The organism is Corynebacterium sp. MSK039 (assembly GCF_030232315.1).
GTDB lineage: Bacteria > Actinomycetota > Actinomycetes > Mycobacteriales > Mycobacteriaceae > Corynebacterium.
Map to the genome: position 1 here is coordinate 1 of NZ_JASPJL010000011.1, position 21,813 is coordinate 21,813.

Consider the following 21,813-nt stretch of genomic DNA (forward strand, 5'->3'; position numbering starts at 1 on the left):
TGCCGACCGGAGAAGATGCCCATGGACCTGATTATTCCACGCCGGTCTTCCTACTGCCCCAACTTTGCAACAGCACCGTGCACCTCGACCCTGGGGTTCTGCGAGCCGTGTATCGAATTGGCTACTAGCGAGTTTCCGGTCAGCGTAGGTGATGAGATCGAGCACGTCGTCCGCATAGTAGCCACGTTGTCCTTGCGGACCCACAGACTTTGACCGCAAGATTCCGGCCTCCTCCAAAAAATCCAGTGCTTGACGGGCACTCGCAGGAGCCTTCCCATAGATGCGGTTGACCGTAGCCACCGTGACCACTGGGTGTTCCGGCAAAGCCCCCAAGAGGCGTATCACCAGGGAGTCCCGGCGCAGTTCTCGCACCTTCCCGCTAGCCTTCCTCGCAGCATCGACTTGCTCCGCCCACTGCTGTTCCATAGCGCTCAATTCATTCGAAAGCTCTTCTGCCTGGCCCACTGCCACATCAGCCGCTTCAACGAATAGGTCGAGCCACCCGGAAAGGTCCCCCTCCCGGAACTTGGTCAATCCCTCGACGTAGCGCTGCGACCATGTTCCCAGAACGAGGCTGATGGGCAGGAGGGTTTTCGGCGCGAGGCCACGGCGTTGAAGGACCCCATGAATGAGTGCTCGACCGACCCGGCCGTTCCCATCTGCGAACGGGTGAATCGTCTCGAATTGTGCGTGGACAATCCCCGCCTGGAGAAGCGCACCGTGGGTTGCACTATTCAGGTATTCAACGAGGTCTTCCATAAGTTCCGGAACGTATTCTGGCGGGGGCGGAACGAACTCTGCTCCAATTGGGGTGAAGTCCCCGCCACCGATCCAGTTTTGTTGCTCACGTACGCCTACAGGGATCCTCCGCTCGCCGCCGATGAGCTGCTCCTGCAGACGCTCCAGCATGTCGACCGTGATTGGACCCAGCGCTTCGAATTGTTCCTCCACGCTACGGAGCACGGTGAGGTTGCGAGCCACCGCTGCAGCATTCGGTTTGAATCCCCGGACATCCTCACTCTGCGCGAGTTCTGCAAGAGCAATCTTGTCTACCCTCGGCGCAATCCCCTCGATCTTGGAAGAAGCAACTGCCTCCGAACGCATCAGCCATCGGGCGATGCTCTCCAACTGCGTGGCGCCTTGTAGCCGCCCAAGCTGCAAAATCTTCCGCTCCACAACGGCCGCTTTGTACGACACGTCGTCGTCGACAAGTAGCGGTGCACCACGCCGGCCCTGCATCAAAAAATCTGGGACAAACGCGCGGAAGTGTCCACCAGCCTTATCGCGTTTCGGCACCCCTGGTGCATCGATTGGGTGCCAATGCTGATCAACGTAGTGCCCCATACACGCCTCTTCCTGGGTAGCCGGGCTACGGCTCACGCCCTGGGCGGCAAGCCAAGACTTATCCTTTAGTGATTAAGGGCTACACCTTCGGCTCAAGGTTTATACCTTAAGCGTTAAAGGGTAACTCTTCGGCTCAAGAGTACCCTTTTAACTTTTATCCCAGCACCCTGGTTTAGACCTGATCGATCGGCTTGATCATGATCGTCTCCACATCCATGTGCGCGGGCCGGCCCGCGATCCAGCGCACGGTTTCGCCGATATCCTCCGCCACCAGGTTCTGCACGCCCTCGTAGACCTCGTCCGCGCGGGCTTGATCCCCCTTGAAGCGGTTCAGCGAGAAGTCGGTAGCAACGCGGCCCGGATCCAGCTGGCAGACGCGGATGCCGTCCTCGGCGAACTCCATGCGCATCACGTCCGTCAGTGCGGTCTCCCCGAACTTCGCGGCGTTATAGCCCGCCCCGTTCCGGTATGCGCCACGCCCGGCCATGGAGACCACGTTGATCACCTGTGGTGCCTGCCCGGCCTTGAGCTGTTCGTATAGGGCGCGGGTGACCTGCAGGGTTCCCATCACATTGGCCTCGAACATCCAGCGCCAGTCCGCCGGGTCGGTCTCCACGATGGGCTCCAGGCCGCGCGCCCCGCCCGCGTTGTTGACCAGCAGGTCAACGCTGCCGAATTCCGCGGCGAGCTGTTCGGCCACCGCGTCGATGGAGTCCTGGTCGGTGACGTCGAGGACGATGACGGTGGCCTGGCCGCCGGCGTCCTGAATTCGGGCCTGTACCTCCCGGAGGCGGTCCTCACGGCGGGCGGTGAGGACGACGTGCCAGCCATCGGCGGCGAGTGCTTCTGCGGCGGCGGCCCCGATGCCTGCGGAGGCCCCGGTGACGACGGCGGTGCGGGTGTTATCCGTGGTGTTAGTCATGCCCTCAGGCTAGTCGGCGCCGCAGACACGCGCGCCGGTTCGCCGACGGGGACCTAGTCCCGGTCGCTGCTCACCCGGTCGGTGCTCACAGAGCCCGGCCGTCCCGCGACCACCGTGGCCGGTCCCTGCACAGCGCCGATGGCCACGGCTACGAGCAGCATGACCACGGCAGCGCCCACGTAGAGCGCCAGCGGCGACCAGCCCGAGTCCACCAGGTAACCGACCACAAGCGGGCCCATGATCGCACCGATGCGACCCACGCCCAGCGCGATGCCGACACCGGTGCTGCGCAGGTGGAAGGCGTAGGACTGCGGGGTGATCGTGTACATGCCGGTCACGCAGCCGTTGAGCAGCATGCCCACGGCCACGCCCAGCGCCAGCATGAGCACCGGGAAGTCCGTGCTGAGGATGAAGGCAACCAGGACCCAGCCCGCCGTGAGGGCGAAGATCACCAGTGTGGTGCGGGTGCTCAGTCGGGTGGTCAGCACGCCGAAGAGCACGGAGCCCACCGTTCCGCCCAGGGCGAGCATGATCCCGCCCAGCGTGCTGAGCTGCTCGCTCAGCCCCACCTCGGTGAGCAGCTTCGGGGTCCACTGATTCGCGAAGTTGAAACCGAAGTTCACCAGCGCGAAGCCCAGCCACAGCAGCAGGGTGTTGCGCAGCAGCTCCGGGCCCAGCAGGTCGCGGGCACGGCCCCGCTCTGCAGCCGAGGGGACCGCGACGGTCACCCGCTGCTGATCCTCCGTGCCAGCCGGCACCTTGCCCATGCGCCGGGCCAGACGCTGGAGGGCGGCGTCGTCCCCGCGGGCGGCGAGGGTCTCCGGGGTCTCCGGAACGAAGAAGAGCACGGCGAGCAGCGCGACCGCCGTCAGCACCGCGCCAGCGAAGAACACGACACGCCAGCCATGATCCGGGATGAGGGTGGAGGCAATCGTGCCGCACAGGGAGGCACCCAGGCCGTAGCCCGCGGCGTAGATCGCCATCGCCAGGCCGCGGAAGCGCAGGTTGGAGAACTCGGAGGTCAGCACGGTCACGCAGGCGAGCACGCCGCCCACCCCGATGCCGGTGATCACGCGGTACACGAACAGCTCCGGCACGCCGCTGCTGAATCCGGTGGCAATCAGCCCGGCCAGGGTGATCACCAGGGAGATCACGATCAGGCGCTTCCGGCCGAAGCGGTCGGCCAGCGGGGCCAGCGCCACCGCGCCCACCCCCACGCCGATCAGCGCGGAGGCCAGCAGCCAGCCGAGGGTGGAGCCACTGAGGTCGAACTCTTTAGTGACCGCATTGGCGGAAAAAGCCATCGCGACCAGGTCATAGCCGTCCAGGGCGTTGACGAATGCGGCGACCGCGATGATGAGCCACTGATAACCGGACATCCGGGTGTTATCGATGAGTTGGCGCAGATCCATCAATAATCCTTAAATTCTGCGTAGCCCCGCCGGTCAGGGGGCGTGAAACTACGAATCCATTGAGCTGGGATTAAACCTAGCCATTGGGGCGGACAGAAAGAATTTCAGCCCTTAAGATTCGAATAATCTGTTCGATCTCTGCCTCCTTCAGGGGTGAAGGCAAGGTGAAGCGGAGGGCGGATTGCGCCACCTCCGGGCTATAACCCATCGCCAGCAACACCGGGGAGGGCTCGGACTGGCCCGCACGGCAGGCCGACCCAGAGCTCACCGCGAAGCCTGCGGTATCCAGCGCCACCAGCAGGGACTCACCGCTGACGCCATCAACAACGAAGGAGGCGTGGTTGGGCAGCCGCTCGGTGGGGTGCCCGGTCAGCGCCGCCCCCGGCACGTCCGCGAGCACGGCCTCGATCAGCGCATCACGGGAGGCCATGAGTTCCACGGCGCGGGTGCCGATCACCGCACGAGTGGCGGCGACGGCGGCGGCGAAACCCGCAGCACCTGCGATATTGCTGGTGCCCGCGCGCCGCCCGTTTTCCTGCTCCCCGCCGTGGATGACGGGCTCTAAGGCGATATCCCTGGGCAGGAGTAGGGCGCCCATGCCCTGCGGTCCGCCGAATTTATGGGAGGCCACCGCTGCGCTGGTTACTCCAGCACCGGGCCAGCCCCCGTCCGCGAAGCTCACCGGCAGGCCGGCGGCGGCCTGGACGGCGTCGATGTGAAGGGAAATCCCCAGCTCGCGGGCGGTGGAGCTGAGGTTTTCGATGCTGCTCACGCTGCCGACCTCCGCATTGGCCAGGCCCACGGCGACCAGCGTGGTATCCGCGGTGAGGAACTCCCGGGCGGCGGTATCGAGCACGCGTCCCGATGCGTCGACGGGCAGGTAGTCCACGGTGAAGCCGTGGATGCGTCGCAGGTAGTCCACGCTGGCCAGCACAGAGGAGTGCTCGGCCTTCGTGGTCACGACCCGGCGCCCGCGCGGATTGGCGAGCGCGCGTCCGATGATGCCGAGGTTATTCGCCTCCGTCCCGCCGGCGGTGAAGATCACGCCGTCTGTGGGGACGCCGAACGCCCGCGCCACCGTGGTGCGGGCGTGGTCGAGTTCCCGGTCCGCGCGGTGCCCGGCGCTGTGCACGCTGGCGGCATTACCCGGACCTGCGTCCCACACCCGGTTCATCGCTTCCCGGGCGGCCGGGTGCAGTGGTGCGGTGGCGGCGGCGTCGAGGTAGCGGGACATTAGGCCGGCTCCAGTGCGTCGAGCCCCAGGTCAAGGGAGCCCGCGGAGTGAGTGAGCTTACCGACGGAGATGACGTCCACGCCGGTGGCCGCGAGCTCCGCGACCGTCTCCAGGCTGACGTTGCCGCTGGCCTCGGTGGCAGCGCGGCCGTCGATCAGGGCCACGGCCTCCGCGAGCTCGGCGGGGCCGAAGTTATCCAGCATGATGCTGTCCACCCCGGCGGCCAAGACTGGCTCGATCTGGTCCATGCGGTCGACCTCCACCTCGATGTGGGTGGTGTGGCCGACCCGGCTGCGGACGACGCGCAGGGCCTCGGTGATCGAGCCCTCCCCGAGGCTCGCGGTGAGTGCGGCGAGGTGATTGTCCTTGACCATCACGGCGTCCGAGAGCCCGTAGCGGTGGTTGTGGCCGCCGCCGACGCGCACGGAGTGCTTCTCGAAGGCCCGCAGGCCAGGGGTGGTTTTCCGGGTGTCGACGATGCGGGAATTCGTGCCTGCGACGGCGCTGACGTAGCGGGCGGTCAGGGTTGCGATTGCGCACATGCGCTGCGCGAAGTTCAGGGCGATGCGCTCGGCGGTGAGGACGCCACGGGCCGGGCCCTCGATGACCGCGAGCTGCTGGCCGGTAGAAAAGCGGGTGCCCTCGGCGGCCAGCTCGGTCACGGTGATCGCCGGGTCGGTGAGCTCGAAGGCGGCGCGGACGACCGGACCGCCGGCGAAGACCCCGTCCTCGCGGGCGGTCAGCGCGGTGCGGAGGCGGGCGTCGGCGGGGATGGTCGCCTCGGAGGTGATGTCTCCCCACGGGGCGTCCTCGGCGAGGGCGGCGCGGACGGCGGTGGTGATGGTGTCTTGGGTGAGCATGGGGCCTTTCGGGTTCTTCTACAGGTCTTGTTGTCGTGGGGCTTGTTGCCGTGGGGCTTGTCGCCGCGTTGTGCTAGCTGGTCAGGGCGCTTTCCCGGGCGTCACGTTCCGGCGGGGACGGCCCGCAGGAAACGGGAGTTAGCCTGGTCCGGATCCGTACGGGGATAGTCGCGGCGGCGGTGAGCTCCCCGGGATTCGGTCCGGGCCTCCGCCGCGGTGGCCACAAGTTGCGCGACGGTTGCGATGGCACCGGGGGTCTCCGCGAGCCGCTGCCGGGCCTGCCGGATGCCCTCGCCGGTTCTTTCGACGTCCAGCCCCTCGCCCACGGCGTCCCGCGCAGCGTCGTCCAGCATCGCGGCGTTTTGCAGAGCGGCGTTCGATTCCGTGACGTCTGCGGCAGGCGTCCCGCCCAGCCCGGTGCCTTCCGGCAGCGTCAGTTCGACGTCCAGCACGCGGCCCTCGGCGGTCGCGGTGGCCAGGCCCGTGGGTTGCTGTCCCCGGTCGCCGGGGGTCTGCGCGGCGGCGTCCTTGCCAGCTGCGGCGGCGAAGACCAGCGCCTCCAAAAGGGAGTTCGACGCCAGACGGTTCGCCCCGTGCACGCCGGTCCGGGCGGCCTCACCAGCTGCGTAGAGACCGGGAACGCTGGTGCGTCCGTGCAGGTCGGTGGCGATTCCGCCCATGCAGTAGTGCGCGGCCGGGGCGACCGGAACGAGCTCGTGGCGCCAGTCGATGCCCTGCGAGGCGAGCATCGCGGTGATGCCCGGGAACTCCTCGGTCAGCTGCGGGATGTGGCGGGCATCCAGCCACACGTTCTCGGTGTGCTCGTGCAGGGCGCGGCACACCCCAGTGGCGACGACGTCGCGGGGCGCGAGCTCTGCGCGCGGGTCAACGTTCTTCAGGAAGCGCTGGCCCGCATCGTCGAGCAGCACTCCCCCGGCCCCGCGCACCGCCTCGGAGATGAGAAAGTTGGTGCCCGCCAGGACGGTGGGGTGGAACTGGACGAACTCCATATCCGCCAACACCGCCCCGGCGCGGGCCGCCGCGAGGATCCCGGCACCCGTGCACACCCCACCGCTGGTGGAGCGGGGGAAAATCCCGCTGTATCCGCCGGTCGCGACGATGGTCGCATCCGCACGGAGGTCTACCGTTTCCCCCGCGCGCCGCACCCTAGCGCCGGTAACCACGCCATCCGTGAGAAGCAGTTCGGCCAGTTCGCAGCCGGGGTGCTGGGTGATCCCACCACCCTGCGCGGCACCACTGTGCTCGCCCGCCTTCTGCTCAACCTTCTCTGCGACCTTTTCCGCGAGGAAGGCGTACAGCGCCGCCCCGGTGCGGTCACCCCACGCGTGGATGATCCGCTCCGCGCTGTGCGCCGCCTCCAGCGCGAGCGCGGGCGTGCCATCCGGGAGCAGGTCGGCGGGGAAACCGGCCGCGAGCAGGCGGCGCACCGCCACCGCGCCCTCCGCGGCCAAGAACTCGACCGCCCGGGCCTCCTCGGTGCCCGGCGCGACCAGCCCCGCCCCCGCGGCCAGGGTGTCCGCCACGTGCGCGGTCACGCTATCGGCCGGGTCGATCGCGGCGGCGATCCCACCCTGCGCGAGCTGCGTGGCACCCCGGCTGGCGGCGATGCTGCCACCCGGATAGATCAGGGCGACCTCGGCACCAGCGGCCGCCGCGGTGAGCGCGGCGACCATGCCGGCCACCCCGGAGCCTAGGACGTTGACCTGCGGCATCAGTGAGGCTTCGCGGCCAGCATGCGCTCGAGGGCGACCTCGGCGTGCTCGGCGACGGACTCGTCCACGGTGATCTGGTTGACCACCTTGCCGTCCACCAGGGACTCCAGCGCATAGGCCAGGTAGGCCGGGTGGATGCGGTACATCGTGGAGCACGGGCAGACCACCGGGTCCAGGCAGAAGATGGTGCGGTCCGGGTACTGCTGGGCCAGGCGGTTGACCATGTTGATCTCGGTGCCGATGGCGATCACATCGCCCGGCTTCGAGGCCTCCACCTCGCGGCGGATGACCTCGGTGGAACCGGAGACGTCCGCGGCGTCGACGACCGGCGCCGGGCACTCGGGGTGGACGACGACGCGCACGCCCGGGAACTCAGCGCGCGCCTTCTCGATCTGCGCGACGGTGAAGCGCTTGTGCACGGAGCAGAAGCCGTTCCACAGGATCACCTTCGCCGCCCGGATCTCCTCGGCGGTGTTGCCGCCCAGCGGCAGGTGCGGGTGCCACATGATGATCTGCTCATCCGGGATGCCCATCGCGCGGGCGGTGTTGCGGCCCAGGTGCTGGTCTGGCAGGAAGACGACCCGCTCGCCGCGTTCGAAGACCCAGTCCAGGACGGTGCGGGCGTTCGAAGAGGTGCAGACGATCCCGCCGTTGCGGCCGCAGAAGGCCTTAATGTCCGCGGCGGAGTTCATGTAGGTCACCGGGATCAGCGGTGCCTTGTCGGCGACGGCACCGTCAGCAGCAACGTCCCCGTTGGTACCCAGCACCTCGCTGAGTTCCTCCCAGCAGGCCTCGACCTGGCTGATGTTGGCCATATCGGCCATGGAGCAGCCCGCGGAGAGGTTCGGCAGGATCACGGCCTGGTTGTCCTGGGAGAGGATGTCCGCGGTCTCCGCCATGAAGTGCACACCGCAGAAGACGAAGGCCTCGGCCTCCGGGTGGGCCTTCGCCGCTTGGGCGAGGTTGAAGGAGTCGCCCACGAAGTCCGCGAACTTCACGATCTCGTCGCGCTGGTAGAAGTGGCCCAGGATTTTCACCCGGTCGCCGAGGGTCTCGCGGGCGGTGGTGATCATGGCGTCCAGCTCGTCCGGGGTGGCGGTGGTGTAGCGCTCTGGCAGCACGCCCTGACGGGGTGCGGCGGTCGGGAAGTCATCGCCGTGGGAAGCGCCCGGCCCGTAGGAAGAGTTCTGGTCGACCTCCCAGGGCTCGGCGGGCAGCTGGGAGTCGCAGGTGCTGGACTCGGCGTCGGCGGCCTTGAGGATGAGGTTTGTTACGGAGCTCATAGTCTTGTGCTTTCTGTGGTGGCTGCCGGTGTAGGCAGGCGGGTTGAGTGGTGGGCTAGTCGTGTCGGGTGTCGTGTCGCCGGTTGTCGGTTTCTACAGTTCCGGCCGGTCGGATTCGGGGACGAAGCGGTAGTACTTCGCTGGTCGGTGTTTGGTGCCTTCCTGGTGTTTCCCGGTTTCCTCGACGTCCCCGCTGGCGAGGACCTGGCGACGGAAGTTGGCCGGGTCGAGCTTCTTGCCGAGGATGACCTCCTGGACCTGCCGTAGCTCGGCGATGGTGAAGGAATCCTCCAGGAAACGGTGCGCGACGAGGGCTTTTTCGGTCCTTCTTCGCAGCCGGTCGATGCCCGCGTCGATGATCTCCGCGTGGTCGAAGGCCAGGGGTGGGAGGTCATCGGTGCGGAACCAGGCGATGTTCTGTTGTTCTGGACGGCACTGCTGCTGGAAGTCGCTGTCTCGGAACTGTGCCCAGTAGGCGATGGTCACGGTGCGCTGCGCCTCGGCGGAGCGTTCCACCGATCCGAAGGCGTAGAGCTGTTCCAGGTAGTTCGGCTCCGCCTGGGCTGCGGCGACGAGGCTCTCCAGGGCGGTTTCGGTGAGGGTTTTATTCCACTCGGTGGGCCCGCCGGGCAACGCCCAGGCACCCTCGAAGGGTGGCCGGATGCGGCGCACGAGTGGCACCCACAGGGCGGGGCTGGTGCCCTCCACGTGTGGTGGGTCGATGGCGAAAGCCACCGTGGACACCGCCACCGTGGGGCCGAGTTGCCGCCTTTCGGCGACGTTTAGGCCGGTCCAGCGCCTCATGCCGGGCCTCCTCACTACTTAATGTCATATTGACACTAAGTAAGAATATGGTGCAGCTCACCCTCGGTCAAGGCGAATGGCCGGGTCGGGGTGCTAGAAGAACAGCGGGAGCAGAAAGGCCATGCCGGTACTCCAGGAAAGGTGGAGCGCCGTCGCGGCGAGGACATTGCCGTACCGGCGGGCGAGCAGCGCGGTAAACAAGCCAATACAGAGCGAGCCGACCAGCAGCAGCGGAACCCCCATCGCCACCGTGACCAGCACATAGAGCGCCACCTGCAGGCCGAGGGAGGCGGCGGGGCTCGCGAGGGAATCCAGGGCGCGGCGGGCGACGTCGCGGAAGAAGAGCTCCTCCCCCACCCCGTTGAGCACCAAGGTCAGCACCGTGGCCCACAGCGCGTCCACCCGCATGTTGTCCATCAGCCCCGCGACCGGCTCCGCCAGCACCGGGATAGCGCGCGTCACCATCGCACCCAGCAGGAAGATCCCGAGCAGCACCACGCCCAGACCCACGCCGATCCCGAGCTCGTGGGCGGCCGTGGAGCCGGCGCGCGGGCTCAAGCAGCGGCGGTCGCCGAAACCCAGCCACGCGCTAAGCCACACCAGGAAGGCCACGGCGGTGGCCAGGTAGAAGCTGGCCGAACCCGCGGGCGAGGAAGAGACCCAGAACAGGCTGGCGGCACCCAGCACGGCCGGGATCAGGATGATGGCGTAGCGCAGCGCCACAGGCTTATTCTCCATGCGCCAGATGCTACCGGGGCGTGCAACCACGCCCCCGCACGCCGTTCAGTCGCTCACCCCGCGGGCACTCGGGCGCTTACTGGCCCCGCCCTCGCCACCCGCCCTGCACGCGCACGAGCGATCCACCGCGGGCGCACTGTTCACCCGCCACCCGGAATGCTTAAAGTGAGAGCATGCTTCCCCAGATTTCCGTCGGCGCACTCGGCGGCACCATCGCAATGAGCTCCCAGAGCGCGAGCACCCCCGTCAACCCCCAACTCGGGGCCGAGGACCTGATCGCCGCCGTCCCCGACCTGCAGGACGTCGCCCGGATCAGCGCGAAGACCATCAACAACGTCGCCTCCCCGGCGATCACGATGTCGGATATCCTCGCCGCCCTCCGCTACGCGGAAGAGGCGGTGGACGCCGGCGCCGCGGGCGTCGTCCTCACCCACGGCACCGACACCCTGGAAGAGACCGCCTTCCTACTCGACCTGATGTGGGGCCGGGAGGAGCCGATCGTGCTCACCGGCGCGATGCGGTCACCGAACCTGTTAAGTTCCGACGGCCCGGCGAATCTCATGTCCGCCGTCATCACCGCCGCCAGCCCGGACGCCCGTGACCTCGGTGTCCTCGTTGTTCTGGACGACACCGTCCACGCCGCCCGCACCGTCGTGAAGACGGACGCGACCGCACTGTCCACCTTCCAGTCCCCTGGTTGGGGCCCGCTGGGCCGGATCTTTGAGCGCGAGCTGCACCTGCAGTTCCGGCCCGCCCGGCGCGAGGCCGCCCAGCCCGCGCCGGCGGACGAGCCGGTGCGCATCCCGATCGTGGAGAGCGCGGTGGCCGAGGACGGCGAGTGGGTCGCGGCGTTGGCGCAGATGAATCCGCGGGCAATCGTGGCCAGTGGCCCGGGTGTGGGGCACCTGGCAGTGCCGGCCGCCGATGCTCTGGAAAAGGTGCTCGAGGAGGGCACCCCGGTGATCGTGGCCTCCCGCACAGGGGCGGGGCGGACCCTGACCCACACCTATGGCTACCCGGGCTCCGAGGCCGATCTGCTGGAGCGCGGCTTCCTCCTCGCCGGTTCGCTCACGGCCCGGAAGGCCCGGCTGCTGGCGCACGTGCTGGTGGCAGCGGGCGCTGATGCCGCGCAGCTGCGCGAGGGCTTCGCCCGCTTCGGGCGCTAGACAATCGGCAGGGCGGAGCCCCCCTTCGCTGTGGCTCGGCCTATTCGCAGGCTATGCCGTCCCGGTCGCCGTCCATGCCCGGACGATAACCAGGCTGACCGGCGTAGATCGGGGCGGCTCCGGCCGCCCGGGCTGCAGCACAGTTCTTGTAGTACACGGCTCCGCCAGACTGCGCGGGTGCCACCGGCGCTGGCGCCAGCGGTGCCGGAGCTGGCTGGGCCGGGGCCGGTCGCGGCTTCGGCGGAGCCGGTGGGGCGGGCTGTGGCGGCGGGAGCTGAGCCGCGCCCGGTCGCAGCAGGCCGTCGATGGCGTGCGGACCAGTGCCGGTACCGTCCCCGGCGAGATTGATGGAACCCGGACCGCAGCCGTCGAGAACCCGGTTGATGGCCTCCTTCTCCGCAGCGGTGACCCACAGCTGGTAGGCGTGCTTCACGTTCACCTGGATGGCGACGTACTGGCAGCGGAAACCCTTGTTCTTCGGCAGCCAGGTCGCGGCGTCGCCGTCCCCCTTCTGGGTATTCGCCTTCCCCTGAACGGCCAGCAGATTGCGGTGGTCGTTTGCGAAGGCCTCGCGGCGCTCCGGGCTGAGCTGCTGGGCGCCCTTCTGCCAGGCATCCGAGAGCGCGACGACGTGGTCGATGTGCACCTCATTGGAGGTCTGCGGCCCGCGCTGGAAGTTCATGACCTGCCCGGTGTACGGCTCCTTGAGCTGCCCGGCGAGCACCTTGCAGCCCTTCGGCGCGGAGACCATCGTCATGTCCCGTGCCAGGACGTCATTGCGCTGGTCGCAGCCGTTTCGGTCGATGTCCTTCCACCGCTGGCCGAATTGGGAGCGCTCGTAGCCGGTCTTCGGCGCGCGCCCCTTGACGGCCAGTGCGTCGAGTTTGCCGCGGACGATCCGCACCGCGTCCGTGTCCTCCGGTTTCTTCTCCTCCGGGGTCGGTCTCGCGTCGGCGTCCGGGGCTGCTTCCTCCTGTGGTGCTGGGGAGGATTCGGGCGTATCGCTCGCCGCGTTCGGCGCAGTGGAGCTGTTGCCAGCGGGCTCTTCGGGTTCGAGCTCGCACGCAGTGACGAAAAGCAGGCTGGCGGCACCCAGGACCGCCAGTGCTGGGCGGAGCGCCTTAGCGGACCTCTTCCACCGCTGGTGAGGGCTTGTTTTCTTCATGGCTGGCAGCATAGCCCACGCCCCCGACAGGCTTGGCTTTCCAAGCGTGAATTAATAGAACACAGAATAGAATCAGGCCGGTCCAGCCTTGGGAATTACCCAGCAGCCACAAGCCCGGTTCGAAGGCATAGCTCTCCTGATCCGGGTACAGGCCGTGCATCCCCAGGTAGTTGGCCACAATCACCAGTAATGCGGCGATGCGCACTGCCCGCGAGCGGGTGCAGAACACCAGTGGGAAGACCAGCACGATGCCGATCCAGTGGTGCGTGACGGCCAGCGGCCCGGCCAGGCACACCCCCAGGATCACCAGGATCAGGGCGTGCACGCGGCGGCCGGTGCGCTCGAAGCGCCAGGCGCCCCACAGGCTAAGCGCGGCGATGATGACGAAGCCCGGCTTCATGATCGCCAGCGCGGTGTCCCCGTCGACCCCCAGGCGGGCGATCAGCCCGGTCAGCGACTGGTTCGGCGGATACGGCGGCGCACCGCCCCGCTCCTCGTTCACGAACTCGGTCGTCCAGAAGTAGCGGGAGGCCTCGGGGCGCAGGATCCACCCGATGACCGCGGTGAGCAGGAAGAACCCGGCGGAGCGGGCGACGGAAGCGAAGTCCTTGCGCACCAGGAAGATCAGCGCATAGGCCGCCGGGGTGATCTTGATGCCCGCGGCGATACCGATTCCCAGGCCCCGGACGCGTCGCGGCGTGAAGCCGAAAACGTCCGCGGCGACCAGCAGGATCAGAAAGACGTTGATCTGGCCGTAGTTGAGGTGGGCCCGCACCGGTTCGAAGCAGGTGGCAAGGCCGGTCAGCCCAATGGACCAGGCCCAGAAGTAGCGGTTATCCATCGGCCCCGGCAGGCCAAGCCCACTGCGCTGCAGCCACCGCACCGCCATCGCGATGATGCCAAAGAGGGCTGCCACGCTGGCCAGCGTCCAGAGGACCTCCATGGTCTGCTCCCCCACCCAGGTCAGCGGGGCAAACAGCAGGGCGGCGAAGGGCGGGTAGATGAAGCGGAATCCGGAACGGGTGTCGAAGTCCACGTAGAGGTTCTCGCCGTCGATGAAGGCTTGCCCGGCATCGCGAAACACGCCCACATCCAGCAGGTACGCGGATAGCGCGTGCTGGACGCCAGCGGTGATGCCGACCGCACCAACGATCAGCCCCACGACCAGCACAACAGGTCCGAGCAGGTGCTGCGCCCGGGCGAAATCTGGTTTTGACATGCGAAAAACCTTAGCAGCCCGAGGAAAACCCGCGGTGTGTCAGCAAGCCCCGCCCACTTATGGGAACATGAATTTTATGAATTCAGCAGTCAAGACGATCACGGGCGCCGCGGGCAAGCCCTTCCAAAAGCTCAAGCTGCCGCAAAAGGTGCTGCGCGAAGGCTTCGAGAACCCCAGCCTGGCACGGCGACTGTTCAACCTGTGGCCCCCGCTGCTGGGCGCGGGCGTGCGCATCACGCACATCGCGGATGACTGGTCCGCCGGCCGCCTGGAGCTGAATCTGCGCTGGTGGAACCGCAATATGCACGGCGCGGGCTTCGGCGGCACGCTGTTTTCCATGACGGACGTACTCTTCGGCACGCTGGTCATGGGCCGCCTGGGTTCGGACTACGAGGCCTGGACCCGCACCGGCACCTTCCAGTACCTCTCCCCGGGACGTCGCGGCGCCTACCTCGACGTCGAGGTCACCGACGAGCTGCTCGCCTGGATGAAGGAGGTCGTCGCCGAGGACGGTTACTGCAACGTCCCTTATACCTCGGTGATTTACAACAAGGACGGCTCCGTGGCCGGCATTGGCCAGCAGGATTTGCACGTCCGTCCGCGCCGTTCGGGCAAGCTTGCCCACCTCAAGCGCGCACCGGAGCCGAAGCACGCCACCGAGGCCCGCGGCCTGGTGCTGGAGTCCCTGGCCAACGCGGTGCTGTGGCACTGCTTCAAGCAGCAGCCGAGCGTGCTGACCTCCCTGATGAGTCGCCAGCGTCGCATCCCGGAGCCGGATGCGCAGATGCGCATGGTGGTCAGCGCGGTGCTGGACCGCGAGGCTGCGACTCGCGAGGAGCTGCTGGAGCTGGGCGTGGCGGAGAAGTTCCTGGACTAGGCCCGGACACTCACTGAGGCACATAAAAAGCCGCCGACCACGGTAAACACCAGTGGTCGGCGGCTTTCGCGCTAACTACGCCGTTCTGAGCGACCCCATCGCTGAAAAGTCGTTTAGTAGATGGGGCCGGTTAGTAGATGGCGGCGGACTCAATGCGGCTCGGGGTGGCGTAGGCGATCGTGGCGGTGCAGACAATGCCCGCGAGCGTCACCAGGGTCGCCCAGTCCCCGTCCAGCAGCCCGCCGAGCAGCACCCACAGCACCGCGGCCACCACTGCCAATGCGATCACGGCGATGCCGAAGAGGTGCTCATTGCCCGTCCCGGAGACGGGGATGTACAGCAGGCCGGCGCCGATGCCGATCAGGCCGGCGACGACAGCCGCGAGCACGGCGGAGGACACACCACCTGCGCTGTAGCCCGCGATCTGGGCAACCAGCAGGTCGACGAGGAAGACGACGGCGAAAGTCACAACCGCGCCGAGCAGCGCGAGCAGCACCAAGTTGCTGACCACCTTCTTCGTCTGGAAACGGCCTGCGATCAGGCCCTCCTGCGAAGGCTGGGCCTCGTAGTAGCCCTGGTTGTACTGCTCCTGGCCGTAGCCCTCGCCATAACCCTGCTGGCCATAACCCTGGCCGTAGCCTTGCTGGCCATAGCCCTGGTTGTACTGGCCTTCGTTGTTATTGGGGTAGGTCATGCCATCAATCCTTTGTCCTTATATTGTGCGGTGCCCAACTTTACCGGCTCGGCTGCTCTCGATCAGCCGGGCACAGGTTTAGCAGGAAGTCCTTATTATCCTCACGGGAACTAATCCGCCCGCCCCTCCGACCACTCACATACAGCCGCCTGTAGGCCCAATGCGGCCTCACCACCGGCTACACCACTCACCTAGGCCGGCGCCGAAGGGTGCCGGAAATACGTCGGAGGCGTCAATGGAGTTTTCTCTCCTTGCCGCCGGCATGGATACGGCCGGCGGCTTAGACACCGTCGCCTTGTCCCGCTGGCAATTCGGCATCACCACGGTTTATCACTTTATTTTCGTCCCGCTAACCATTGGGCTGGCACCACTCGTGGCGCTCATGCAGACGTTCTGGGCTGTCACGAAGAAGCCCCATTGGTATCGCGCCACCCGCTTCTTCGGCGTGGTTCTGCTCGTGAACTTCGCGATGGGCGTGGCCACGGGCATCGTCCAGGAGTTCCAGTTCGGAATGAACTGGTCTGAATACTCGCGGATGGTCGGGGACGTCTTCGGCGGCCCACTCGCCCTCGAGGGGCTGGTCGCCTTCTTCATGGAGTCCGTCTTCTTAGGCATCTGGATCTTCGGTTGGGGGCGGATCCCCACCTGGCTGCACACGCTCGCCATCTGGGCGGTGGCATTGGCGGTCAATCTCTCGGCGTACTTCATCATCGTCGCGAACTCCTTCATGCAGCACCCGGTGGGCGCGGAGTTCAACCCCGAGACCGGGCGCGCGGAGCTCACGGACATCGTCGCGCTGTTGACCAACCCCACCGCGCTGGCGGCCTTCCCCCACGCTGTGGCTGGTTCCTTCCTCACCGCGGGCACGTTCGTCCTCGGTGTGTCTGGTTGGTGGTTGATTAAGGACGCTCGGGCCAAGGCGAAGGCTGCCACCGCAACCCACGATGGCGCGGCCCTGGACAACGCCCCGGCAGCCGAAGCGTCGGCGTCGGGAATCGACACGGCAGCGACAGACACCGCACCGTCCAAGGCAGCAGCGTCGTCGTCCGAAAAAACTGCCGCAACCAGCGACGACGACCGGCACAGCATGCACCGACCGGCGATGAAAGTAGGCCTGTGGACCACCATCCTGTCCTCGATCGGACTGTTCATCACCGGCGATATTCAAGCCAAGCTGATGTTCGATCAGCAGCCAATGAAGATGGCCTCGGCCGAGTCCCTGTGCCACACGGAAACCGACCCGTCATTCTCGATCCTCACGATCGGAACGCACAATAACTGCGAATCGGTCATTCACGTGCTCAAGGCGCCGTTCGTGCTGCCTTTTCTCGCGGAGGGCAAGCTTTCAGGCGTAACCCTGCAGGGTGTGATGGATCTGCAGGAGAAGGCGGAGGCGCTGTACGGGCCGGGGAACTACTCCCCGAACCTCTTCGTGACCTACTGGTCCTTCCGCGCCATGATCGGGCTGATGGTGGGCTCCCTCGCCTTGGCCTTCTTCGCCTGGCTGTTCACCCGCAAGGGCCGCCTGCCGAAGGGCAAGTGGGCGACCATCTTCTCCTGGGGCTGCCTGGCGGCGATCCCCTTCCCCTTCCTCGCGAACTCCGCGGGCTGGATCTTCACCGAGATGGGCCGCCAGCCGTGGGTGATCCACCCGAACCCGGAATCGGTGGGTGATCCACGCACCGAGTCGATCCGCATGCTGGTCGACCACGGGGTCTCTGGGCACGAGCCGTGGGTGGTCATCGTGACCCTGGTGGGCTTCACCCTGATCTACGGCATTCTCGCGGTGGTGTGGTTCTGGCTGATCCGCCGCGTGGTTCTCGACGGTCCGCCGGCCGAATCCGGCCCGGAGGCGGTGGCATCCGAAACTACGGAAGATGACGAAGAGAAGCAGCTGCAGCCTGCGGGAACGGTGAGCTTCGCGCGCGGCGCGGAAGGGAAGGAATCATGAGTATCGACCTGCCTACCCTGTGGTTTGGCCTCATCGTCTTCCTGTTCGCGGGCTACTTCATGCTGGAGGGCTTCGGCTTCGGGGTGGGGCTGCTCCTGCCCTTCCTGGGGCGCGACGAGGCCCGCCGTAGCGCCATGATCCGCACCATCGGGCCCGTCTGGGACGGCAACGAGGTCTGGCTCATCACCGCGGGTGGTGCGCTCTTCGCGGCGTTCCCTGCCTGGTATGCGGACATGTTTAGCGGCTTCTACCTGCCACTGTTCCTCATCCTCCTGGGGCTGATCGTGCGCATCGTGGGCCTGGAGTGGCGCACGAAGGTCAACTCCGCGAAGTGGCGGGCCTGGTGTGATGCCGGGATCATCGCCGGCTCCTGGATCTCACCGATCGTGTGGGGCGTGGCGGTGGCCAACCTGGTGAGCGGCATCCCGGAGAACGCCGCCCACGTTTACCCGCTATTCCACCCTTATGCGCTGGTGGGCGCGGCGGCGCTGGTGTGTGTCTTCGCGCTGCACGGGCTGACTTTCATCCGGCTCAAGACCGCGGGTGTGCTGCGCGAGGAGGCGCAGCGCTTCATCGCCCCGCTGGCGGTCGGCTCGATTGGGTTCGGTGGCGTGTTCGCGCTGTGGACTCAGCTGGGCTACGGCAAGGCGTGGACCTGGGTGCCGCTGGCGCTCGCGGTCGTGGGGCTGCTTGGCGCGGTGGCTGCGACGGTCGCGCAGCGGGATGGTTGGGCGTTCAGCGCCACCGCCCTGGCGATCGTGTCCGTGGTGGTGCTGGGCTTCGGGGCGATGTTCCCGATGCTGTGGACTGACCTGGATATTTGGCAGGCCGCGTCCAATCCCTACACCCTGAAGGTCATGACCTGGGCCGCGGTGATCGTGACCCCGTTCGTGCTGGCCTATCAGGGGTACACCTACTGGATTTTCCGGCGTCGGATCGTGGCGGAGCCGGTGCATCTCTAATGCAGCTCTTGCGGGTTTCGGCCCCGGCGCGGCGCTGGGTGCTGCTGAGCGCGGCGCTTTCGGTGGCCGGGGTGGGCTTGAGCATCGCCGCTGGCTTGCTGCTCGGCCACCTGGTTGCCGGAGTGCTGGGCGGGGAGGCGCCACTGGGCCAGTTGGCACCGGCAGCAGGCGAGGCTCAGCCTGGCGGTATTGGGCAGTACGCCCAGCGCCTGGACCTGGCGCTCTTGGCCTGGCTGGTCGCGGTGGCCGTGTTGCGGGCTCTCGTGGCGTGGGTGCAGTCCCGGCTGGGGGATTCGGCGGCGGATACGGTGGTCGCGGAGTTGCGGCGCCGCGGCCTGGCCGCGCTGACCCAGCGGGATCCGCGGACCGTGGAGGTCGCCCAGTTCCGCAGCCTGCTCACCACTGGCCTAGACGCCTTCCGCCCATATCTGACGGGTTTCCTGCCCGCGGCGGTCGCCACCTTCTTATCGACGCCTATCGCGCTGGCCGCCATCTGGTTCCAGGACCGTTCCTCTGCGCTCATCGCGGCAGTCACGATTCCCCTAATCCCATTTTTCATGTGGCTGGTGGGCCTGCTCACGGCGGGCCGCACGGAGCGCAAGCTGGCGGACATGGCGGTGCTGAGCGATCAGCTCTTGGATCTGGCGGCGGGGCTGCCCACGCTCACCGCCCATGGTCAGCAGCTGGCCCCGACCTCTGAGGTGGAACGCCTCGCGCGTTCCCACCAGCGCTCGACGATGGGAGTGCTGCGCATCGCTTTTCTTTCCGGCATGGTGCTGGAGTTCCTGGCCACGCTCTCCGTGGCGCTGGTGGCGGTGAATATCGGTTTCCGGCTGCTGGGCGGGGATATGAGTCTGGCTGCGGGACTGGCGGTGCTCATCATCGTCCCGGAGGTCTACGCCCCGATCCGTGAGGTTGGGTCTCGCTTCCATGATGCGCAGGACGGAGCGGCTGCTGCGAACGCGGTGCTGGGTGTCCTCGACGGGCCGGGTGCCCCGGCAGATACGGACACTCCGCCAGCTGCAGAGGATGTGAGCGCGACGCAAACTCTCCCAGACACGGCATCCCTGGGGCTGCGGGTGGTCTTCGAGGACTACTCGGCACCTGGGCGAGATGGAGCCCGGCCGGCGGGGCTTAGTGGCCAAGCAGAGCCCGGCAAGATCACAGTGCTGCGGGGCGACAACGGTGCGGGGAAGTCCACCGCCCTGCTCGCGGCGTTGGGACTCACCGCCGGAACGGGCAGTGCCCGCGTCGAAGAAGTTGCTGCCACCCCGGCTGCCACGGGTGCCCCACAGGATGCCCACGAGTCGAGCAGCAGTGGCAAGGATCGCAGTGACGGCCGCAACGTCGAGCCTGCTGTATGGGCAGGCCATACTTTGTGGCAACGCACCGCCTACCTGCCGCAGCGCCCGGTGCTGGACGAGGCCGCAATCGGCGATACGTCGCAACTCTCGCTGGGCCAGCGCCAGCGCCGCGCCTTCGCTGAGCAGGTGCCCGGCAAGGACCTGCTGATTCTCGATGAGCCGACCGCCCACCTGGACTCGGCGAACGCGGGCCTCATGATTGGCAAGCTGCGTGCCGCGGCAGAAGGCGGCGCGACAGTCCTGGCCGCCTCCCACGATCCGCTGCTGATCGCGGCGGCGGACCGGGTCATCGAGGTGCGCGGGACGAGCGCCGCGTCCGCACCATCCACCGAGGTAAACGAAGGGGGGAACGGCCGATGACCCGCGCCATTATCGCTGGAGTCAGCACACTGTTGTCCGCCATCGCCCTCTCGGTGGTCTCCGCGTGGTTGATCGCGCGCGCCTGGCAGCAGCCGAGCGTGATGGATCTGACCGTGGCGATCACGGCGGTGCGCGCGCTCGGAATTTCCCGCGCCCTCTTCCGTTATCTCGACCGTCTGGCCAGCCATGATGTTGCGTTGGACCGAGCCGCCGCGGTGCGCGTGGACGTCTACGCCCGCCTCGCTGCAGCACCATCTGCGCAGGTCATGGGCCTTGGTCGCGGAGCTTTGCTCGCCCGTATCGGGGAGGACGTCGATGCCCTGACCGAGCGCATCGTCCGCACCACGATTCCGCGGTGGGTCGCGGCCATCACGAGCCTCGTCGCCGTTGTGTTCCTGGCCATCCTCACCCCGCTCGCGGCATTCATCCTGGTCATCGGCCTGCTGGTGGCGGGGGTGCTCGTGCCCCGCTTGGCAGCGCGCGCGGAACGGTCCTCCCTCGTCGCGGAGGCTAATGAGGACTATGTCGCGGCAGTGGACCATGCGTTGTCTTCTGCTCCGACGCTGCGGGTGCGTGGCCAGCTCGCGGGTGCCCTGGCCACGGCGGAGAGCGCCGAAGCCGAGCTTCGGTCCCAGCGGCGCCGCGGCCTGGGTTGGGCAGCCGGGGCTTCCGGTCTGCTGAATCTCACCAGCGCGCTGACCACGGCGGCCATCTCAGCACTCGCCGCTCTGGAGTACACGGATTGGGCTGGTTCCGGCGCGGCGGCGCATTCGCCGCAGTGGCTGGTCGTCGTCGCACTCTTCCCACTCGCCGCCTTCGAGGCGGTATCCACCCTCCCGGAGGCTGCCCGCACTCGGGTTCGGGCCGAGCATTCCCTGTCACGCCTGTACGCCATCCCGGGGGCCGAGGAGGCGGAGACCAGGACCCAGGACGAGCCCGCAGCCTCAGAAAGCCTGCCACCTGCGGACATCGATGCCACTGCCGCCACAGACGCCCTGCCCACCCCCGCGGCAGTGCGCGCCGAGCGCCTAACGGTGGGCTGGGACCATGACTTGGGAACCTACGACCTGGACGTCCCCGCTGGTGGGCGCGGCGTCGTCGTCGCGGCATCGGGAACTGGGAAAACGACCCTGCTGATGACGCTGGCCGGCTTGCTGCCCGCCCGCGGTGGGACGTATTCGGCGCCCGGCGCCCTCTTCATCGCCGAGGACGAGCACATCTTTGCCACAACGGTGCGCGACAACCTCGCGGTGGGGGCACCGCACGCCAGCGAGGCGGCGATGCGGGAGGTGCTGGACCATCTGGGCTTGGGCGCGTGGGTTCGGGGCCTGCCGCGGGGGCTGGATACGGTGCTGGCGCGGGGTGCGGAGGATCTTTCTGGGGGTCAGCGTCGCCGCGTGATTCTGGCCCGCGCGCTGCTCACGGATGCACCCATCCTGCTGCTGGACGAGCCGACGGAGCACCTCGACGACGCGGGCGCCACGGAAGTGCTGCGTCTGCTCGGCTTCCCGGAAAACGCGGATGCTCACGCCGCTGGCACGGAAGAGATTGTGCCCGAAGGAGCCTGGCCGGGAGGGATAAAGCCGGAGGATGCGGCGGAAATTAGCGCCGAAGTCTGGGCCGCTCCCCGCGGTGAACTGCCGGGGGCGTGTGCCGAGCGAACCATCATCATGGTCACGCACCCTCGCTGATACGGCAGCGCACCACGGCGAGCAGACTGCGGGG

18 protein-coding genes are annotated in these 21,813 nt (G+C 67.4%); 6 read left to right on the forward strand and 12 right to left on the reverse strand.

Annotation, left to right across the window (positions count from 1 at the left end; all coding sequences use genetic code 11):
* The 9 genes from QP997_RS07695 to QP997_RS07735 all read right to left on the reverse strand — a co-directional run.
* Positions 1 to 1,344 (reverse strand): Fic family protein (locus QP997_RS07695; RefSeq protein ID WP_284846756.1); only part of this gene is annotated, 1,344 nt, incomplete at its 3' end.
* Positions 1,345 to 1,516: 172 nt separating this feature from the next.
* Positions 1,517 to 2,266 carry an SDR family oxidoreductase gene (locus QP997_RS07700; RefSeq protein WP_284846757.1) on the reverse strand — a complete coding sequence of 250 codons (750 nt, stop codon included), beginning with the start codon at positions 2,264 to 2,266 and terminating at the stop codon, positions 1,517 to 1,519.
* A gap of 53 nt (positions 2,267 to 2,319) precedes the next feature.
* Positions 2,320 to 3,678 carry an MFS transporter gene (locus QP997_RS07705; RefSeq protein ID WP_284846758.1) on the reverse strand — a complete coding sequence of 453 codons (1,359 nt, stop codon included), beginning with the start codon at positions 3,676 to 3,678 and terminating at the stop codon, positions 2,320 to 2,322.
* Between the two features lie 76 nt (positions 3,679 to 3,754).
* Entirely contained in the window at positions 3,755 to 4,912 is a 1,158-nt protein-coding gene (locus tag QP997_RS07710) for a cysteine desulfurase family protein (protein ID WP_284846759.1), read from the reverse strand.
* On the reverse strand, positions 4,912 to 5,772 hold the full coding sequence (gene nadC / locus QP997_RS07715; RefSeq protein ID WP_284846760.1) for a carboxylating nicotinate-nucleotide diphosphorylase: 861 nt from the start codon (positions 5,770 to 5,772) through the stop codon (positions 4,912 to 4,914). Before nadC ends, QP997_RS07710 begins: the two co-directional genes overlap by 1 nt.
* 101 nt (positions 5,773 to 5,873) lie before the next feature.
* Positions 5,874 to 7,505 (reverse strand): L-aspartate oxidase, encoded by a 1,632-nt coding sequence (locus tag QP997_RS07720; protein ID WP_284846761.1) that lies wholly within the window; start codon positions 7,503 to 7,505, stop codon positions 5,874 to 5,876.
* Complete coding sequence (gene nadA / locus QP997_RS07725) at positions 7,505 to 8,788, reverse strand: quinolinate synthase NadA (protein ID WP_070761672.1); 1,284 nt, start codon at positions 8,786 to 8,788, stop codon at positions 7,505 to 7,507. Before nadA ends, QP997_RS07720 begins: the two co-directional genes overlap by 1 nt.
* 93 nt (positions 8,789 to 8,881) lie before the next feature.
* Positions 8,882 to 9,592: an NUDIX hydrolase gene (locus QP997_RS07730; RefSeq protein ID WP_284846762.1), complete on the reverse strand. Its 711-nt coding sequence runs from the start codon at positions 9,590 to 9,592 to the stop codon at positions 8,882 to 8,884.
* Between the two features lie 93 nt (positions 9,593 to 9,685).
* The gene (locus QP997_RS07735) at positions 9,686 to 10,330 is read right to left on the reverse strand and encodes a CPBP family intramembrane glutamic endopeptidase (protein WP_284846763.1); all 645 of its coding nucleotides are present in this window, start codon (positions 10,328 to 10,330) and stop codon (positions 9,686 to 9,688) included.
* Between the two features lie 173 nt (positions 10,331 to 10,503).
* On the opposite strand from QP997_RS07735, the gene QP997_RS07740 reads away from it, so the two are divergent.
* Positions 10,504 to 11,496, forward strand: coding sequence for an asparaginase (locus tag QP997_RS07740; protein ID WP_284846764.1), 993 nt, complete (start codon positions 10,504 to 10,506; stop codon positions 11,494 to 11,496).
* A gap of 40 nt (positions 11,497 to 11,536) precedes the next feature.
* On the opposite strand, the gene QP997_RS07745 is transcribed toward QP997_RS07740, so the two are convergent.
* Together QP997_RS07745 and QP997_RS07750 are read right to left on the reverse strand one after the other, a co-directional pair.
* A complete protein-coding gene (locus tag QP997_RS07745) occupies positions 11,537 to 12,673 on the reverse strand; it encodes a GmrSD restriction endonuclease domain-containing protein (protein ID WP_284846765.1) in 1,137 nt (378 codons plus the stop codon).
* Positions 12,618 to 13,880: a glycosyltransferase 87 family protein gene (locus tag QP997_RS07750; protein WP_284846766.1), complete on the reverse strand. Its 1,263-nt coding sequence runs from the start codon at positions 13,878 to 13,880 to the stop codon at positions 12,618 to 12,620. Before QP997_RS07750 ends, QP997_RS07745 begins: the two co-directional genes overlap by 56 nt.
* 76 nt (positions 13,881 to 13,956) lie before the next feature.
* Here QP997_RS07750 and QP997_RS07755 point away from each other — a divergent pair, with 76 nt between their 5' ends.
* Positions 13,957 to 14,757 carry a PaaI family thioesterase gene (locus QP997_RS07755; RefSeq protein WP_070758881.1) on the forward strand — a complete coding sequence of 267 codons (801 nt, stop codon included), beginning with the start codon at positions 13,957 to 13,959 and terminating at the stop codon, positions 14,755 to 14,757.
* A 130-nt stretch (positions 14,758 to 14,887) separates the two neighbouring features.
* On the opposite strand, the gene QP997_RS07760 is transcribed toward QP997_RS07755, so the two are convergent.
* A complete protein-coding gene (locus QP997_RS07760) occupies positions 14,888 to 15,451 on the reverse strand; it encodes a hypothetical protein (RefSeq protein WP_148792317.1) in 564 nt (187 codons plus the stop codon).
* Positions 15,452 to 15,713: 262 nt separating this feature from the next.
* On the opposite strand from QP997_RS07760, the gene QP997_RS07765 reads away from it, so the two are divergent.
* Genes QP997_RS07765 through cydC form a run of 4 tightly spaced genes read left to right on the forward strand, consistent with a single transcriptional unit; the run spans position 15,714 to position 21,779 of the window.
* Positions 15,714 to 17,402, forward strand: a complete 1,689-nt coding sequence (locus tag QP997_RS07765; protein WP_502870444.1) for a cytochrome ubiquinol oxidase subunit I — start codon at positions 15,714 to 15,716, stop codon at positions 17,400 to 17,402.
* Positions 17,399 to 18,364: a cytochrome d ubiquinol oxidase subunit II gene (gene cydB / locus QP997_RS07770; RefSeq protein ID WP_284846768.1), complete on the forward strand. Its 966-nt coding sequence runs from the start codon at positions 17,399 to 17,401 to the stop codon at positions 18,362 to 18,364. Before QP997_RS07765 ends, cydB begins: the two co-directional genes overlap by 4 nt.
* Complete coding sequence (locus QP997_RS07775) at positions 18,364 to 20,088, forward strand: ABC transporter transmembrane domain-containing protein (RefSeq protein ID WP_284846769.1); 1,725 nt, start codon at positions 18,364 to 18,366, stop codon at positions 20,086 to 20,088. The genes cydB and QP997_RS07775 overlap by 1 nt, the downstream gene beginning before the upstream one ends.
* Complete coding sequence (cydC, locus tag QP997_RS07780) at positions 20,085 to 21,779, forward strand: thiol reductant ABC exporter subunit CydC (RefSeq protein ID WP_284846770.1); 1,695 nt, start codon at positions 20,085 to 20,087, stop codon at positions 21,777 to 21,779. Before QP997_RS07775 ends, cydC begins: the two co-directional genes overlap by 4 nt.
* Positions 21,780 to 21,813 lie beyond the last annotated feature (34 nt).